Origin of the sequence: Filimonas zeae, assembly GCF_014641615.1 — a bacterium.
Lineage (GTDB): Bacteria > Bacteroidota > Bacteroidia > Chitinophagales > Chitinophagaceae > Filimonas > Filimonas zeae.
Genome location: NZ_BMIB01000001.1, coordinates 39,319 through 58,348, shown reverse-complemented (window position 1 = coordinate 58,348; position 19,030 = coordinate 39,319). Strand labels below are relative to the sequence as shown.

Genomic DNA, 19,030 nt, shown 5'->3' with positions numbered 1-19,030 from the left:
AAATACATATTGCGCATTACCCACTCTATACAAACGGGCAATGCGCAATAAGCAGTTATAAAATATTAATAGCCGGGGTTCTGACGCAGCAGGTTACCGCTTGCATCAATCTCTTGTTGCGGAATAGGAAACAATTCATTCTTTCCATCCACAAAGCTTTTACCCAATGCACGCAGCACAGTACCAGCACGGCCCTGCCTTACCAGATCAAAGAAGCGGTCGTGCTCCATTGCCAGCTCCACTCTTCTCTCTTTCCAGATGGCATTCCTGATATCCGCCTGTGTAGCAGCAGAGGTATTACCCAGCTTAGCACGGTTACGCACCGCGTTTAGTGAAGTAACAGCAGTACCTGTACCCAGTTCGTTGGCCGCTTCTGCGTTAATCAGGTATATATCCCCCATACGCAGCACGCGGATGTTTTTATTGCTGTATTGCGCGTTACCACCGTAAGTTTCCGCAGTATTGCTGGGATAAGCCTTATAGTTATACCGTGCATTCTCGGCCGTTTTAATAATCACATCATCAAACAAAGTATCGCCTATATGTATAATGGTAGATTTTTTTCTGATATCCCCTGCTTCATAGGCACTGTCCAGATTGCCACTAGGCGTGTTAAAGCCCCAGCCGGTAAACACATTGGTTACATTAAAGGTAGCACCACGAATACCCTGCACCTCAGAGTATTGCTGTACTGCTGCATAAGGAGTGGTAGACTTGCTCTGAATTTCAAACAGCGACTCCTGACTGTTCTCCCCCACTTCACGCCAGATAGTAGTATAATCATTCACCAAACTGTAAGTACCTACACCACCCTGTATAATCTGATTGGTTAAGTCCAGCGCCTGCTGCCACTTCTTCTCATACAGGCTTACTTTAGCCAGCAAACCGGTAGCAGCCCCTTTGGTAGCACGTCCTACATCACCAGCCGCCTGCTGATCTCTGGTGGGCAGCACGCTGATAGCAAACCTCAGATCAGACTCAATTAACGCATAAATAGAATCTTTGGAAACGCGGGTATTCAGTTTAACCCTTCCGGCCTCAGATAAAGCATTGATAACTGTATCAACCAAAGGCAAATCACCAAAAGCTCTAACCAGCGTAAAGTAATAATAGGCACGTAAAAAACGGGCTTCTGCCTGGTACTGCTGTCTTACGTTATCAGCAATCGTAAACTGAGGCAGATAAAACAAAGCCTGGTTACAATAGGCTACACCTCTGAAATAACCAGACCATACACTGCTTACAGAGCTGGCAGTGGCGGTATAGGTAATGGCATCCATCAGGTCTTTATCAGACCCCACATCACCCGGCGAGCTGCCTTTATCCGCATCATCAGAAGTAATGCTGGTTAAGCCAATCCATCCAAAGCTGGATACATCCCAGTTCAGCAACTGCGTGTAACAAGCATTCACAAACTTAGTGGCGTTGGCCGGGTTATTAAAAGTAGTATCGCTGGTAGATACCTGACCCTGTACATCCGGACTTAACCAGTTTTTGTTACAGGCAGGCAGTATAAATAAAGCGGAAACCGCTGCAACTGCTATAATATAAATTCTTTTCATGGTAATAAGTTATTAGAATGACAGGTTAACACCCATAATGTAAGTAGAGGTAACAGGATAAATAGAAAGCTCTACACCTGCCTCTGTAGCTGTACCTGGTAATTCAGGAGTATAGCCACTGTACTTCTTGAAAATAATGGGGTTTTGTGCCGTGGCAAATACACGCAGGCTACTGATACCCATATGCCATCCTTCGGTAGGCAGGGTATACCCCACAGAGATGTTGTTAATTCTGAAAAAGCTGCCGGACTCTACATAATAAGTAGATGGTTTGGGAATAGAGTTAGAAGCGCGCGGATTGGTACCATTAGTGTTGGTAGGCGTCCAGCGGTTCTCAGCTCTTGCCATTTCTATATTGTCATTACCTAAACGAACTGCCTTTTTACCATTATAGATTTTGTTACCGGCATTGCCGTAACAGTCTATAGAAAAGTCAAACTTCTTCCAGTTAATACCACCATTAATACCATAAAAGGTTTTAGGCTGATAGCTGCCTACCCATATACGATCATTATCATCCAGCACTTTATCACCATTGGTATCTACATATCTCAGGTCACCTGCCTGAGCACCATTAAAGTGTACAGAGTTATTTACTTCATCCATGGTTTTGTAAATACCATCTGTCTGGTACACCCAGAAGCTACCAATAGGTTTACCCGGCACGGTGTAAGTAACCACCTCACCATTGTTAAGGCTACCCGCTTTCAGTTGCAGGGTTCCTTCTACATTCTCTACATTATTCTTATTGAAAGTAATGTTACCGCCAATGTGGTAAGAGAAGTCTTCATTTATCCTATCGCTCCAGTTCAGAGATACTTCAAAACCTCTGTTACTTACATCAGCCGCTCTTCCATAGGCAATATTGTCAGCATCACCACTGGCAGATGTTAAACGCACCGGAATATAAGCATTGGTTGTTTTGTAATAGTATCCTACCTCACCAGTCAGCCTTCTGCCCAATGTAGTAAATTCAATACCTGCATCTACACCTTTGGTAGGCTCCCAGCTTGCATTGGTAAAACGGGCAGCATTGTTGGTAAGCCCGGATTGAGCATTACCACCGAATGAATAGTTACCGGTAGCCGCCAATGCCTGTAAAAAAGCTACTTCATTAGATACGTTATCATTACCTACTTTACCATAACCACCACGCAGCTTCAACATATCAAATACACGCTGGTTCTTCATAAAATTCTCTTCCGTTACAATCCATGATGCACCGGCAGAATAGAAGGTTCCCCATTTTTCACCAACAGGAAACTTGCTGGACCCATCTCTGCGTATTACGCCGGTGAAGTTATAACGGCGGTCGTAGCTATAGGTTAACCTGCCATAAGCAGAAGCCCTGCGAACCAGTGTAGCCATAGATGTAACAATATCAGAGTTGATATTACCCAGGCCCTGACCAATATACCACAGATTACGCTGGTTAGGAATCCCCTTCTCCTCTGCATAAATACTTCTGGCATTGGTACGCTCTGCCGAATAACCTGCTGTTATCTTAATCTCATGTACGTTGGCAGCAGTAACGCTATAAGTAGCATTGTTATCTAAAATGTAATAGAAACTATTACCGGTATTCAGCTTCAGCAATGAAGTATCCATCTTCTGGCCACTCCAGATATTGTACTGAGGAACATAATTGGTAGAGTCTCCATCAAAACGGTCAAAATTAAAGCTGCTTCTGATAGTTAAACCTTTTACAGGCGTCAGCTCTGCATACGCATTGCCCTGCAAACGGGCTACAGTATTAAAATTATCTACCAGATCCAAAGCCGCCACCGGGTTGGCCACACTCAATGCAGTCAGGTAACCATAGCCTCCATTCGCATATTTTGCCGGCACCGTAGGCGCCATACGATAAGCGTCTGGAAACTCATTAGGCTTTACATTGGTTTTGGCAACGCTCAGGTTAATATTATGACCCAGTTTTAAAAACTTAGCCAGCTTGTATTCATTGTTCAGGCGTACTACCGCACGTGTATAATCAAAACCTTTTAATATACCTTCATCACGCAGAAAGCCTGCGCTGAAGTAATAAGTAGTCTTATCTGTACCACCGCTTACATTAATATTATGGTTCTGCATAATGCCCTTACGGGTAATTTCACTAAACCAGTCTGTATTATATCTCAGCGTGTCCAGGCCGTACAGTGGCGCACCGCCATCGTACCCTCTTGCTTCGTTGGTATAAGCTGCATACGTACGCGCGTCTGCCATCTTCACTTTAGAAGTAGGTGTTTTAAAGCCTACATACGAATCAAAGGAAATACGCATACGGCCATTCTTGCCCGATTTGGTAGTTACCAGTACCACACCGTTACCGGCACGGCTACCATAAATAGCCTGTGTACTCGCGTCCTTCAATACCTCTACAGAAAGAATGTCTGAAGAGCTGATGTTGGTAATATCAGTCATAATAACACCATCCACTACATAAATAGGGTCAGCATTACCGGTTACAGAGTTAGTACCACGGATGCGTACTACCGGCTGGGAACCTGGCTGACCGGAAGACACAATCTGTACACCTGAACTTTTGCCCTGTAAGCCCTGTGCAGCAGTCAGCACCGGCTGTTTGGTAATTTCTGTACCGTTTACTTTGGCAACAGAACCTACTACCTGGCTTTTACGCTGCGTACCGTACCCTACTACCACCACCTGATCCAGCTGCATGCTCGAAGGTTGCAACCTAACCGTCATGTCAGCAGTAGCAGCGGCTTCCTGCATTTCATACCCTACATAGGTAAAAATCAGCACCGCCTTCTCATCATTCACGCGAAGAGTAAAAGCACCCGTTGAATCCGTGGTAGTGCCACGCGCGGCACCTTTTACCTGCACAGATACGCCGGATAAGGGAGTGCCGGTTTCGCTGACTACTTTGCCCTTAATTACCACTTCTTCCGGGGCAAAAGCGCCTTCTTTAATTACCACCAGATTGTTTTCCATCAACTGAAAACTCAATCCTGTATTTTTTAATAACAGGCCCAGTACATCCTTCAACTCCGCATCACGCACATTCAGCGAAGCTTTCTGGCGGATGGCCTGCAGATTGGTATTGTACAGGAACCTGTAGGGGGAATTTTGCTCTATGTTGCTGAGAATAGCACTGATATCAGTATTCTTAGCCTGGATAGAAATTTTCTTCTGGCCAAGCCCTTTTGCTGACACACTCAGAACGAAGGCAAGCATGCAGATCGTTGTCAGTTTCATGAGAAGCAATAGCTTTAACGCCAAAGGTTTTTTGGCTTCCGTTACCGGAGATTTCATACTTTTAGAATTGTTGGGTTAATGAAACCCAACCCCGCCAAGGGTTGGGAACACGCAAATGGATGATTTAACCTGCTTTATGCGGAGAATGCGCCAACATTCTCCGTTTTTCATTCCGCTACTCCGGATGAAAATTGTGCAGATACACAAGCAAATACCGCACTGGAACTACATTTTTCATATCAGACAAAATCGTTTTCAGGTTACTTTCCTGCCGAAATCAATACCCGCTGCCCCTGGATAGAAAACTGAAAAGGCGCCGCTGTTGACAATGCGGTAAAAGCCTGTTCCACTGTTTCCTTTTCAAAAGAGCCGTTAAAATGCAACTGCTTTAACTCCTCGCCGGCAAACTCAATACGGATATTATACCACCGCTCCAGTCGCGGCGCCAGCTCGCCAAAGCTGTCGCCCGAAAACACAAGGCGGTTATACATCCAGGCAGTTTCTGCCAGCTCAGCCGTAGTATGTTGTTTCGAATCAAGACGTGTTATGATGGATTCCGCCAGCTGCCATTCTTCTCCCGCAGCCGAATCAGATACCATATTGCCACCGGAGGCACTTCCTTTCCCGGCTGCTTTCGCTTGTCTGCGGGCAATCACCAGCTTCTCATCAGGGTGCAGGTAAATAGCATTCTTTTCAGCACGGTCTTCCCGCACCACCTGTACCATACCACTGATCAGCGTGGTTTCTACCGCTTTATCAGTAGCATAGGCTTTTACATTAAAAGCCGTACCTAATACTTTAATATGAATACCGGAAGTATGTACAATAAAAGGCTTGCGGGCATTGGGCGCCACATCAAAATAAGCTTCGCCGGTAAGTTTTACAGCACGCACAGCGCCTGCAAAATCAGCCTCATAACTTAAAGAAGAACCTGCGTTCAGCCATACCGTAGAGCCATCCGGTAAGCGGGATTGGGTACGGCTGCCATTGTGTGCAACAATCAGTTGCACCGTTTCCGGAGCACTAATAGGATAAGCCTGATAAATAAAAATACCTGCAACGCATGCTGCCACCGCAGCTGCTGCTATGGCTATATGCCGCAGTGTAAACCGCTTTGCTTTTACCGGAGTAACCGGTTCTATATCAGCCACCGCTTCCTGAACGCGCGCCAGTTGTAATATGCGCGATACATTCACTTCTTTTTCTGTATCCGCTTCCGGCGTAGTGCTCTGCCACAGCGCACGCATCATCAGATATTGCTGTTGTAAAGCAGGATCGGCCCGTAACAACTGTTCCAGTTCCTGCCTATCATCAATATCTGCCTCGCCGTTCAGGGAACGGGACATCAGAATCCATATCCGGTTTGATTCTTTATTCATGTGCATTATACCTCAGCTCCCTACGAAACATCTCGCAATCAGCCACACAGCGTTGTTTGTCAACACCTGCTAAAGCATAGACAGTGTTTTTTCAGTTATCTACTAAGAGGAAACAAAAAAAAGTTAAAAAAGTTTTTGAGGGCGGGTCAGCTCCAGTGCAGCAGCAATACGTTTAACGGCAATTGCCATCTGCGCATCAATCGTATTTACAGAGATACTAAGAATAGAAGCCACTTCTTTGTAAGACAATCCATCTTCACGAATCAGCTTAAATATCATTTTACACCGCGGCGGCAACGCCTCTACCACATCGTACATACGCTGCATCATTTCGGCAGATACCAGTTGGTCGTGCGGATCGGCAGTAGTATGCGTAAGGGTAATATCCAACTGATCGTAAGATGCAGTAACCAGTTCTTTTGCTTTACGGGAAAGCGTGTTGAGCGACTGGTTTTTCACAGCCACATATAAATACACAGATAAGTTGTCGATAGTGGTAATATGCTGGCGATTGTACCACAGCTTCACAAATACATCCTCCACAATTTCCTCAGCCAGTTCGCGTGAGCGAACCAGCGTATGAGCAAACTGCTCCAGCTTGCGGTGCAACAAGCGGCAAAGCTCTGCCAGTGCCTGCTCATCACCACAACTGATCCTTTCCTGTATCGCTGCTAAAGGCTGCATCCTCTCATCCGGCTTACATGTGCATTAACAACCGGATAGCCCGATTGCAGAACAAAGAAACAACATTTACCAATGCTGCCTGCAAAAAAGACCAGTCAGGCAGTTCGCACCCTTATACCAGGGTTATTTATCTGCCAATACAACAACCCGTTAACATTTAATGATTGTTTTTATGATATAATCTGTTGTACACATTACAGCAAAAACACGCTTAAAGCACCTGGCCTGGCGTTTTCAGACATTTTGTTGTACACATAATAAATGGCCCTTTTTTACTAAAAAAGGCTCCCCGTCGATTCTTTTACGCCGTATATATAATGAAAACTCCCGATAAGCCCGGAGGCATTATTTTTGCCCCGTATTTGTTCACCGGAAGCAATTCAACCCATGGCAAGCAAAGTGAAAAAAAGACTGATCCGTTTTGTACTACTCCCCATTCTATTATTAATAGTGTTGGTAGGGGTAGCACTTACTATTTTGTACACCCAACAACAACGGCTGGTGCAGATAGCTATTAAAGAATTGAACAAACAATTCCAGGGCGAGCTGGTGGTGGGCAGCAGCAATGTTACGCCTTTCCAGAACTTCCCCTACGTATCTATAGGCCTGCAGAACGTACAGTTCTATGCTAACAAGCTAAAAACAGGCACTCCCATTTATCAGGCAGAACGTATGTATGTAGGCTTTAGTCTGCCCGATATTCTGGAACAGAAATACCGCGTAAAAGCCATCGTGTTAAAAAACGGCCATCTGAATCTGGTACAGGAGCATAACGGCGTACTGAATATCGTAGAAGCCAGCCGCATGAAGTCAGACACCACCGCAGTAGCAGACAGCACTTCGCAGGAGCTGGACCTGGATATTAAAAAGGTGGTGATTAAAAACATGCAGATTGCTTTTGAAGATAAGATCAGCGGCCAGCATATAGCTTCTCACATAGACAAAATTAAATCTTCCTTCCGCAGCGACAGCGCACATATCTATGCCGACCTCACCGGCAAAACCATGATAGACTATACCCGCCCCGGTGATACCAGCCTGTTTCGCCACAAGCAACTGGAGGCAGAGTTTAAAATGACTTACGACAAGCCCACACAGGTGCTGAGTCTGCCGGTAGGCAAACTGAAACTGGAAAATGCCATCTTTAATATCACCGGTACCGCCGATTTGAAAAATGATAATCTGGTAGACCTGAAATTCTCCGGCGACAAACCTGACTTTAAACAACTCTTTGCCTTTGCACCCGAAGAAGTAAGCAAAGAATTAAAACACTTTGCCTATGATGGTCACCTCACCTTTGAGGGTGCTGTAAAAGGCAAACTGAAAGGCGGGCAAATGCCACAGATTACGCTCAACTTCTCGTGCAAAAACGCATGGATGCACAATACCGATGCCAACAGGAAATTAGATTCACTGGCATTTACCGGCTATTACACCAATGGTGCCGGCCGCTCGCTGAAAACATCTGAACTGCGCCTCACCAACATGAACGCCCGCCCGGATAAAGGCATATTCAAAGGCAACTTTATAATGCGCGACTTTACCGACCCCAAAATACTCATGCAACTAAACTCCGAACTGGAGCTGGAGTTTATAGGCGCTTTTCTGGGTATTAAAGATCTGCAGCGCATTACCGGCCACATTAGCCTGGTGATGAACTTTAAAGAGCTGGTAGACGTAGGCGAGCCGGAACAATCGCTGGGTAAATTAACACAAGGCATACAGAGTGAGTTGCGGATAAGCGACCTCACCTTCCGCATCCCCTCTTATCCTTACAACATAGAGCATCTGGACCTGCATGCAGACATGAAGAACGGTTTTGTAAAAATGGATACTCTTTCGTTCCGCATAGGCAACTCCGACTTTCAGATGAAAGCCTCCCTGAGCGATCTGCCGGCGCTTTTCCACAAGCAGGAGAAACCGGTACAGGTAACCTTTCAGGCACGCAGCCATAAAATGATAATGAAAGAACTACTGGCCTTTGATACCGCCAAAAGCAACAAAGCCAGAGAAGAAATTTATGGTTTTAACATTGGCCTGGCACTGGAGACTTCCGTACAGGAACTGTTGCACCCTAAGCCATTACCCAGAGGTAAGTTTAAACTGGAAAAGCTGTTTGCAGGCTTCAAGCATTATCCGCATGCCTTTCACGACTTTGGTGCAGAGCTTACCATTGGTGATACCTCTTTGTTGCTACGCAACTTCATGGGCAAAATTGACAGTACCGATATCGCCTTCAGCGGCCGCGTAAACAATTACGGGCTGTGGTTTGATAAGGTAATGCGCGGCCGCACACAGGTAGCATTCGACTTCAAATCAAAACACTTTGCATTGAGTGATCTGTTAGGTCCCATCAGCCGTAATTATGTACCTAAAGACTATCATTCAGAAGTAGCCAGCAATCTGTGGCTGCGTTCTAAAACCGATCTGAAATACGATTCTGTATTCCGCTTTGCCAAAATAAAGATAGCCAACGTATCGGGCACTCTTACCAAACACAACTTTCAGCTGGATAGCATTAAAGGCATGGTGAAAGTAGGGGCGGATCACTTTATTAAAATAGACACCCTTACGGGTAAAATAGGCCGTAGCGACTTTGACATCAACATGCGCCTCTACACCGGCAAAGACACCGTAAAAAGGAAGAAAGAAAACTATCTGGTTTTCAACTCCCGCTTTCTGGATGTGGATCAGCTAACCAGTTACAACTTCAGCGAAGCACAGGAAGCAGCCACACCCGGCCTTTCCACCGCCCCTCCGGTTACCCGGGTAGCACATAAAACATCCGCACATGCCGATGCTTTTAACATCTTCCAGATACCATTCATTGACTTCCGAGCCACTACCAGCATAGGCAAAATAAAATACCATCGCCTGTGGATTAAAAACCTGCATGGCAACGTACGAATGCAGGCCGATCAGCACCTGTACCTGGATACCCTGATGCTGGAAATTGCAGAAGGCAAAATGGGCATGCGTGGCCACTTTAACGGCGCCGATCCTAAAAAGATTTACTTCAGAAGCCGCATCAATGTAAACGACCTCAATATTGAAAAGATGATGCTGAAGCTGGATTACTTTGGTCAGGACTACGTCATCAACAAAAACATTAAAGGCCGCCTGTTCGGCCAAATCAGAAGCCATGTACAGGTACACCCTGACCTTACCCCCATTATAGAAAACTCGCAGGCACAGCTGGATGTGGATATCCGCAATGGCACGCTCATGAACTTTGCGCCTATACAGGCCATGTCTAAATACTTTAAAGACAAGAACCTGGCTATGGTGCGCTTTGATACTCTGCGCAACAAGCTTACGTTTAAAGATGGTGCCTTAACCATCCCCAGCATGAACATCAACTCCTCACTGGGCTTTATGGAAATATCCGGCAAACAGCACATGAACCTGCAGATGGAATACTACATGCGCATACCGCTTAAAATGGTAACGTCTGTAGGCTTCCGCGCGCTCTTTGGCAGAAAGCAGGAAGAAGTAGACCCCGATCAGGTAGATGCCATTGAATACCGCGATGTGAATAAAAAAGTACGGTTTATGAACATTAAGGTAACCGGCACACCAGACGACTATAAGATAGGGCTAGGTAAGGCTAAGAAGTCTTAGACTCCGGGTTTCACCCCTTCACGTATACACTATTATAAACGCCGCAATACAGCAGACTTATCGCTGTATTGCGGCGTTTATCTTTTCTCCTGCAATCGGTATCTGTATCGCCCTTCCACCCACCTATCCTTTTAACACCTCAATTTTTATTCCACCACATTAGCCCGCTCGCTTTACTTCTGCAACTGCTATTTCCCCGTTGCCGCACACGCTAAAACCCTATTGGCTTAGCAACACACGAACAACACATCTGCACTATTCCATCCCTGCACGCCCGTTCCAACCTACAGCACCCAACATTATCTTTCCATTACTAATTCATTACCAAAATATAAATTCAACCTTCCCTATAGGACCACGCTCCGCTTTTTTAGTCGATACTATTGCAACAAGTACCCCCCAAATAGTTATAACGAAGCAATAGCATGAAACAAACAATCAAAAGATTCAGCGCAGCCATGATGCTGCTTGCAACCATGGGCGCCACAGCCAAAGCACAACAGAAAGTAGCCACCCATGTACTGCTGATAACCGTAGACGGATTCAGACCAGAGTTTTATCTGGACAGCACCTATGGCATGATGAACGTTCGCGAACTGATGAAGAATGGAGTAGCCGCAAAAGGGGTAGACCCGGTATTCCCTTCCGTTACCTATCCCGACCACACTACCATGGTAACCGGTGTTACACCTGCCAGGCACGGCATTGTATACAACACCCCTTTTGAAGCGGAAGGGCAAACCGGTAAATGGTTATGGAACTACGACCTTATTAAATCAAAAACCTTATGGGAAGCCATGCACGATGCCGGCAGAAAAACAGCCTGCGTGCGCTGGCCCGTTACAGTAGGTGCCCCTATTGACTATCGCATTCCCGAATACTGGGATTACAAACATAAAAATGATGCCCGTGCCTATACCGCAGAAGCTACACAGCCCCGCTCTTTATGGAAAGAAGTACAGGACAGCGCAACCGGCTTTTTACAGGCAGACGATCTGAATGCAGAACACAACGAGCTAATTCAGGATGAAAATGTTGCCCGTATGGCCAGCTACATCATCCGCCAGTACAAGCCTGGCTTCCTGGCTGTACACCTGGCCTGTACCGACCACTACGAGCATCAGGATGGTCGTGAAAGCTATATGGTAAGAGCAGCTGTTTCCGGTGCAGACAGAAGCATTAAATCTATGCTGGAAGCCATTGGCCGCGCAGGTATTGCAGACAGCACACTTGTAATAGTTACCGGCGATCATGGTTTTGAAAACATCTACCGCTCATTCAGCCCCAACGTGCTGCTAAAACAAAACGGCATTATCACCAACGCCAAAACAGGCGCGTGGAAAGCACAGTTTCACAGCCAGGGTGGCTCTGCCTTTCTGCACCTGAAAGATGCTAAAGACGAGCAAACTGTACAACAGGTACGTACCCTGTTAAACAATCTGCCCGATTCTATAAAACAATATTTCAGAATAGTAGAAAAAGCAGAACTGACTACAGTGGGCGCCGACCCTTCCGTAGCATTAGCCCTTACCGGCTTAAAAGGAACCACCTTTGGCGCAGGCACCAAAAAACTAATGGACATCTTTGGCAAAGTAAAAGGAACACACGGCTTTTTTCCCGACCATAAAGAAATAGAAACCGGCTTTGTAGCCTTCGGCCCCGGCCTGAAAAAGGGAGTAATAATTCCTAAAATGAAACTGTTGGATGTTGCTCCCTTTATTGCCCAATCAGCAGGCATCCGCTTTCCGCAAACTGAGGGTATTGTACGTACTGAGTTCTTTCAGTAAGCTTTGCGGATACATAAAAACAAGGGCGAAGGATCATCTTTCGCCCTTGTTTTTATGTATATATTATCAAGCAATATCCCTATCCTGGCCCAACACGGCAAGTGTTGGCTCCTTCTCCGATGAACGGTAAAGGAACTCAGAAGAATTGAGCGGTAGCCCGAATGAACAGAGCGACAGTTCAAGGGCCAGACCAACAGTTCAACTCTTCTGAGCTATAGCACAATTAGCCCGGGCTATAACCACAATTCCCCGTCTGATCGCTATCATGCTTCAAGCTGTAGCTACAAGAGTTGAGCTGCTCTTAATAATTGCAGATTTTTTACGCGGATAATAAAGGCTGTAGCACTGCAACACTGGCTGTTAACAAATCGTCTTGATCCCCAATATGTTCCCGGTAAACAAATCCCGGATCAATAACTTCCGGGCAATAAAAAAGCCTCAACCAATGTTGAAGCTTTCTGTGGAGGTTACCGGAGTCGAACCGGTGACCTTTTGCATGCCATGCAAACGCTCTAGCCAACTGAGCTAAACCCCCGAAGAGGTTGCAAATGTATGGTAACCATTTGATTCCAACAAAATTAAACCCAACCTTTTTCTTTATATACTTCGTAGCCTTTTTTCAAAGCCTCCTTAATCTGTTTTTTCAGCGTAGCATCCCATCTTTTGATATGGAAACAACTCTTACCCTTCAGCAGCTGTAGTAGCTCAGGAGCAAACAACGCCTTCTGCTCCTCCTCTGTATATACAGGCATAAAGTAAAATCCAACATATCCTTTCTGAACCAGCACGGCGACAAAATACATCTCCGGCTTTTTTCTTCCATCTACTATTACTTCTTTCTCACTTACCAATGTAAGTTGCCCACCAGAGCCGCCCCTCAATGCAATAGTTCCTTTTGCATAAGGTATTACAAGCGCCTTCAGTTCTTCAAAAATGGGATTCAATTGTGGCTGACCGGCCGATTTATCGGCATATTTAATACCAGTAGACTTTTCGCTGGCAGACGCTGCTGGTGTTGCAGCAGCAGGTGTTACCTTCTTTTGGGGTACAGCTTTTTTTGCTGCCTTCTTTGCAGCTTTCTTTACAGGTTGTGAGGCAGGCATAGCGTACAGTTTCTTAAAAATAAAAAAGAGTTCCCGCAACAGGAACTCTTTTCAGCTATTTCAATATAGAAATTGTTGGCTTAGTCGCCCCAGATTTCGCCTTCGCCTTTTAACCAGGCTTTTACAGAATCTGTGGTAACAGACTTCGGACGCTCGATAGCGAAGCCCAAAGCTCTATCCCAGCACAGGCTGGCCAGTACACCTAAAGCACGGCTTACACCAAACAGTACAGTGTAAAACTCATACTCATTCATACCGTAGTGTACCAGTAATGCACCGCTATGTGCATCTACGTTAGGCCATGGGTTTTTCACCTTGCCCAGCGCTGTTAAAATTGGGGGCACTGTATCATAAATGTTCCAAACGGTTTGTACCAGCGGATCGTTAGGCATGTGCTTTTTACCAAACTCCATCTGTGCAGTAAAGCGCGGATCAGTTTTGCGTAATACAGCGTGGCCATAACCAGGCACAACTTTACCGGAAGCCAGGGTGCTGTTTACATAATCAGCAATTTGCTCAGGAGTAGGCTTGGCAGTATTTAAAGCTTCACGCATTTCAAAAATCCACTTGATCACTTCCTGGTTAGCCAGGCCGTGTAAAGGACCTGCCAGACCGTTCATACCTGCTGCAAAACTCAGGTAAGGATCGCTTAAAGAAGAACCTACCAGGTGAGTGGTGTGCGCACTCACGTTACCACCCTCATGGTCGGCATGGATAGTCATATATAAACGCATCAACTCAAAAAAGCTGGGGTCTTCATAACCCATCATGTGTGCCAGGTTACCTGCCCAGTCAAGCAGGCCATCAGGCTGGATATGCTCATTGTTTTTATACTTGCGGCGATACACGTAAGCAGCCACGCGTGGCAGACGCGCAATCAGATCCATAGAGTCTTCAAAAATATAGCCCCAGTAATCTTTTTTGTTAATGCCTTTGGCATAAGCTCTGGAGAAATGGCTTTCTGTTTGCATAGCCATAATAGCAGCCACAAACATAGTCATAGGATGCGCACTAAGCGGAAATGCATCTATCACGTCAAACACGTGGTTAGGTACATGGCTTCTGCGCTGCCATACGGAAGTTAATAACTGAACATCTTCTTCGGTGGGAATTTCGCCTACCAGCATCAGGTAAAAAATACCTTCTGGTAATGGCTCACTGCCTCCTTTGGCTTTAGGCAGTTTTTCCTGTAATTCGGGGATTGAATAGCCGCGGAAACGGATACCTTCCTGCGGGTCGAGTAAGCTGGTTTCAGTTACCATGCCGGTAATACCGCGCATACCCTGATAAATTTGCGAGAGACTAACCTCTCCTATCTTTTTAGAACCATGCTCCTTCAACAAATCCTTTATCTCTGCACCGGCGGCTTCTGCTTTCGCCTTAAACCTTTCCTTAATAACTTCCATGACTGCAAAAATTTTTAAATATAGGCTGTCGGTTATAGACCTTTTTTCCTGCTTTTTTAGAAAGGTTAAAGGTAAGGCAACTTGCCTGGAAGGACAAAAGTTTTTGAAAGAAATGAAAATTCACCCCTTACTTAGGTGACTTCCTATATATATAATAAGCCACCATACTAAACACAATATTGGGAATCCAGGCAGCAATTACAGGCGGCAGATTACCCTTGGTAGAGAAAATGGTAGAAAAACGATCCATCAGAATAAAAACAGCTGCGATAATAAAACCCATGGCCAGATGCACGCCACTGCCACCACGTACTTTGCGGCTCCCGATGATAGCTCCGATTAACGTTAAGATAATAACAGAAACAGGTGTAGCATCTCTGCGAAAACGTTCAATCTGCAACGCCTTCACCCCTTCCGTACCTCGCATTTCCTCCAGCTTTATGTTATGCTGCAGTTCGGGCGTAGTCATTTTATCTTTGGCAAAATCATCCTTCCGTAAATCGCGTGGCTCAAACGTAAACTTCATTTGTTTCGTAGCCGTTAAAGTTGTTTTCTCTTTCAGGCCGTTAATCTCACGCTCCACTACGTTATCCAGCGCCCATTTACGGGTAGCCGTATCCCAGCGTATGGTTTCTGCACGCAGGTTAAATACCACTTCATTCAGCTTTTTCCGGTTTACACGGTGCATAAAAAACGGACCACCTGTTTTACGTACAGTATCATAATAATGTACCCCGGCATAAGTAAAGGAGTCTATTCTGAAATAAAGGTTATTACTGGTTTGGATGAGGGGGTTATAAGTAGAGTTACCATTTACATATACATCTTCAAAATAGGTTCGCTTCACTTCCGCTCTTGGTATTACATAACCGCTGGCATACCAGAGCAGTAAAGCAAGAAATAAACCCGCTATAAAATAAGGGCGCAGCACTCTTCTGAAATGTACGCCGGCCGCCAGTATAGCCACTATCTCACTCTTCCCGGCCATTTTGGAAGTAAAGAAGATAACTGCAATAAACACAAACAGCGGAAACAGCAGTGCAATAATATGAGGAATGAAAGCCAGGTAATAATCCACCACTATTTTAGAAAAGCTCCAGCCGCTTTTTACAAAGTCATCTGTCTTCTCGCCAACGTCCACTACCACAGAAATAATAGCGAACAGAAAAATAGAAAAGAAAAAAGTGGTCAGGAATTTTTTAATGATATACCAGTCTAACTTCTTCATACCCCCTAAATGTAAATTGGAATTTTGAATTACTACAACCTTTGCTTCAATACAGGTATTATGTTTTGTTTCCAATTGTTAAAATCGCCTGCCAGAATATGTGCCCGCGCTTCTTTTACCAGCCACAGGTAAAAAGCCAGGTTGTGAATACTGGCAATCTGCAGCGCCAGTATTTCATTGGCTACAAACAAATGGCGCAGATAAGCCTTTGTATAATAACGGCTGGTCTCACAATCCAGAGAAGCATCTATTACAGAAAAATCGGTGGCCCATTTCTTATTACGAATATTAACAACTCCCGCTGTAGTAAACAGCATTCCATTACGTCCGTTACGGGTAGGCATTACGCAATCAAACATATCTACACCCAAAGAAATGCCTTCCAATATATTCCAGGGCGTACCCACCCCCATCAGATAACGGGGCTTACTTTCCGGCAAATACTCACAGCATAATGCGGTGTACTCATACATCATTTCCTCCGGCTCACCCACACTTAAGCCGCCAATGGCGTTGCCGGCTGCATTACGGGAAGCAATATATTCACTGGAAGCACGGCGCAGATCAGGATAAGTGCTGCCCTGCACAATGGGAAACAGGTTTTGCGAATAACCGTATTTGTCCGGCGTTTCCGCCAAACGGGTAAAACACCGATCCAGCCAGCGATGCGTAAGCTCCATGCTGTTCTTAGCGTATTTATATTCGCTCGGATAAGGAGGACATTCATCAAACGCCATAATAATATCCGCCCCAATAGTGCGTTGTATATCCATTACGCTTTCCGGCGTAAACAAATGCCGGCTACCATCTATATGCGACTGAAATAATACCCCCTGCTCTGTTATTTTACGGTTTTCGGCCAACGAAAACACCTGATAACCACCACTATCTGTAAGAATGGGCCTGTGCCAGCCATTAAAACGGTGTAAGCCGCCGGCTGCTTCCAGCACTTCCATGCCCGGCCGCAGGTATAAATGATAAGTATTACCCAGAATAATCTGCGCATTTATTTCGCTATATAGCTGCTGCTGGGTAACCGCTTTTACACTGCCTGCGGTACCCACAGGCATAAAAATGGGCGTTTGTATCTGGCCGTGGTCGGTGGTAATTACCCCTGCCCGGGCCTTACTATTGTTATCCACACCCTGCAATTCGAATGATAATGCTGCCATAGCCGGCAAAAGTACTAACAACCCCCTCAACTATTCATCTTAACAATTATTTTTGCCGGATGAATCTAATGCCTTCATTCTGGCTGATCGTCTTCTCCCTATTTTGTACGGTAGTGGTGATACAGGTATTTTATTACCTGTTTTTCTTTAGAAGACTGGCCGCTTATACCCCACCTGTGAAAGCGCAAAGCCAGGAATACCCCGTTTCTGTAATCATTTGCGCGCGCGATGAAGCGCACAATCTGGCCAAATACCTGCCGGGCATCCTGGTGCAGAACTACCGCACCAGCCATGAGATTATTGTGGTAAACGACAACTCTAAAGACGAATCCAAATACCTGCTGGAAGAATTTAAAAAGAGTTTCAAGAACCTGGAAATAATACCACTTACACAGGAAGCCAAGTTGATTCCTGGCAAAAAGTTCCCATTATCTATGGGTATTAAGCAGGCGAAATATGAAGTAGTGCTGCTGACTGACGCAGACTGTATTCCTTCCTCCGAATTCTGGCTGCAAAAAATGCAGGAAGCCTATCAACCCGGTATTGAAATAGTACTTGGGTACGGAGCTTACCATAAACAACCCGGTTTTTTAAATAAAATCATCCGCTTCGAAACCTTCCATTCTGCCCTGCAATATTTTTCCTATGCACTGGCAGGCATCCCTTATATGGGAGTTGGCCGTAATCTCTCGTATAAAAAAGCACTGTTCTTTAATAACAAAGGCTTCTCTTCTATCAATCAGATACCCGGAGGTGATGACGACCTGTTTATTAATAAAGTTGCCACCAAAACCAATACAGCTATTATGATAGACCCTGAAACTTACAGTTTCAGCGCGCCTAAAAAAACCTGGAAAGAATGGTGGCGCCAAAAGAACAGACACTATTCTGCTGCCCGGTTTTATAAGCCTAAACATAAGTTCCTGCTGGGATTGTATTCTTTATCCCATGCCTTGTTATATCCTTTATTAATCGTATCTCTGTTTTACAACTGGTGGCTCGCGCTTAGCATTTATGGCGTACGTTTACTGTTGCAGGCAGTAATATGGTATAAAAGCATGAGAAAACTACAGGAAGGCGATTTGTGGCCTATGTTCCTGCTGTTTGATCTCTGGATGTTTGTTTATTATTTCCTGTTTGTACCGGCGCTGTTTAAAAAGCCCAGACAACACTGGAACTAATCTGTCAGACTCTTTTTTAATTTTCACTTTTGAATTCTGATTTTACATGGAAGTTGTGCTGAAATATTTTAGTGAGTTTACGGAGAAGCAGCTGGAGCAATTTACTGCGCTGGAAGGCTTGTATTCAGAATGGAATGAAAAGATCAATGTCATTTCCCGGAAAGATATTGAAAGCCTGTACCTGAAGCATGTACTGCACTCTTTAACCATTGCCGCCGTTATCGACTTCCGGCCAGGTACACAGATCATAGATATCGGCACAGGAGGTGGCTTTCCTGGTATCCCACTGGCCATCTATTTCCCCGAAGTACAGTTTCATCTGGTTGATAGTATTGCCAAAAAGCTAAAAGTGGTACAAGGTGTAGCCGATGCCGTTGGCTTAACCAATGTTACAGTGCAACATACCCGCGCCGAAGAAATTAAAGGTCGCAAGTTCGACTTTGCTGTATCCCGTGCAGTAGCTCCTTTAAAAGAGTTGTTGCAATGGAGCAACCCGCTGGTAAAGAAAGGCGGTACACAGGAACTGGCAAATGGCCTCATTTGCCTCAAAGGTGGCGATCTCGCGCAGGAAATATCAGAAAGCGGTGCACGCCCACGCATGACTCCTGTAAAAAACATATTTCCGGAAGAAGGCTTTGAAGAAAAGTTCCTGCTGCACGTGCCCAGGTAAATCTTAAAATTTACTTAAGCA

Annotated in this window: 12 protein-coding genes and 1 tRNA gene; 4 read left to right on the top strand and 9 right to left on the bottom strand. The window is 45.2% G+C overall.

The window, feature by feature from the left end; all coding sequences use genetic code 11:
• Positions 1 to 65: 65 nt before the first annotated feature.
• The 4 genes from IEY13_RS00240 to IEY13_RS00225 all read right to left on the bottom strand — a co-directional run bounded on the left by IEY13_RS00240 (position 66) and on the right by IEY13_RS00225 (position 6,841).
• A complete protein-coding gene (locus tag IEY13_RS00240) occupies positions 66 to 1,562 on the bottom strand; it encodes a RagB/SusD family nutrient uptake outer membrane protein (protein WP_188949512.1) in 1,497 nt (498 codons plus the stop codon).
• Positions 1,563 to 1,574: 12 nt separating this feature from the next.
• Positions 1,575 to 4,778 carry a TonB-dependent receptor gene (locus tag IEY13_RS00235; RefSeq protein WP_188949510.1) on the bottom strand — a complete coding sequence of 1,068 codons (3,204 nt, stop codon included), beginning with the start codon at positions 4,776 to 4,778 and terminating at the stop codon, positions 1,575 to 1,577.
• A 260-nt stretch (positions 4,779 to 5,038) separates the two neighbouring features.
• Entirely contained in the window at positions 5,039 to 6,124 is a 1,086-nt protein-coding gene (locus tag IEY13_RS00230) for a FecR family protein (protein ID WP_188949508.1), read from the bottom strand.
• Between the two features lie 156 nt (positions 6,125 to 6,280).
• Positions 6,281 to 6,841 (bottom strand): RNA polymerase sigma-70 factor, encoded by a 561-nt coding sequence (locus IEY13_RS00225; RefSeq protein WP_188949507.1) that lies wholly within the window; start codon positions 6,839 to 6,841, stop codon positions 6,281 to 6,283.
• Between the two features lie 387 nt (positions 6,842 to 7,228).
• Here IEY13_RS00225 and IEY13_RS00220 point away from each other — a divergent pair, with 387 nt between their 5' ends.
• Together IEY13_RS00220 and IEY13_RS00215 are read left to right on the top strand one after the other, a co-directional pair.
• Entirely contained in the window at positions 7,229 to 10,462 is a 3,234-nt protein-coding gene (locus tag IEY13_RS00220; RefSeq protein ID WP_188949504.1) for an AsmA family protein, read from the top strand.
• Positions 10,463 to 10,887: 425 nt separating this feature from the next.
• Entirely contained in the window at positions 10,888 to 12,249 is a 1,362-nt protein-coding gene (locus tag IEY13_RS00215) for an alkaline phosphatase family protein (RefSeq protein WP_229687645.1), read from the top strand.
• A 461-nt stretch (positions 12,250 to 12,710) separates the two neighbouring features.
• Here IEY13_RS00215 and IEY13_RS00210 read toward each other — a convergent pair.
• The 5 genes from IEY13_RS00210 to tgt all read right to left on the bottom strand — a co-directional run bounded on the left by IEY13_RS00210 (position 12,711) and on the right by tgt (position 17,158).
• Positions 12,711 to 12,784: transfer RNA gene (locus IEY13_RS00210), tRNA-Ala, on the bottom strand.
• Between the two features lie 43 nt (positions 12,785 to 12,827).
• Entirely contained in the window at positions 12,828 to 13,352 is a 525-nt protein-coding gene (locus tag IEY13_RS00205; protein ID WP_188949502.1) for a DUF1801 domain-containing protein, read from the bottom strand.
• An 80-nt stretch (positions 13,353 to 13,432) separates the two neighbouring features.
• Positions 13,433 to 14,758: a citrate (Si)-synthase, eukaryotic gene (locus tag IEY13_RS00200; RefSeq protein WP_188949500.1), complete on the bottom strand. Its 1,326-nt coding sequence runs from the start codon at positions 14,756 to 14,758 to the stop codon at positions 13,433 to 13,435.
• Positions 14,759 to 14,885: 127 nt separating this feature from the next.
• Positions 14,886 to 15,986, bottom strand: coding sequence for an LptF/LptG family permease (locus tag IEY13_RS00195; protein WP_188949498.1), 1,101 nt, complete (start codon positions 15,984 to 15,986; stop codon positions 14,886 to 14,888).
• Positions 15,987 to 16,018: 32 nt separating this feature from the next.
• Positions 16,019 to 17,158, bottom strand: coding sequence for a tRNA guanosine(34) transglycosylase Tgt (gene tgt / locus IEY13_RS00190; RefSeq protein WP_188949496.1), 1,140 nt, complete (start codon positions 17,156 to 17,158; stop codon positions 16,019 to 16,021).
• Between the two features lie 59 nt (positions 17,159 to 17,217).
• On the opposite strand from tgt, the gene IEY13_RS00185 reads away from it, so the two are divergent.
• Entirely contained in the window at positions 17,218 to 18,339 is a 1,122-nt protein-coding gene (locus IEY13_RS00185; RefSeq protein WP_188949494.1) for a glycosyltransferase, read from the top strand.
• Positions 18,340 to 18,385: 46 nt separating this feature from the next.
• A complete protein-coding gene (rsmG, locus tag IEY13_RS00180; RefSeq protein ID WP_188949492.1) occupies positions 18,386 to 19,009 on the top strand; it encodes a 16S rRNA (guanine(527)-N(7))-methyltransferase RsmG in 624 nt (207 codons plus the stop codon).
• Positions 19,010 to 19,030: the final 21 nt, after the last annotated feature.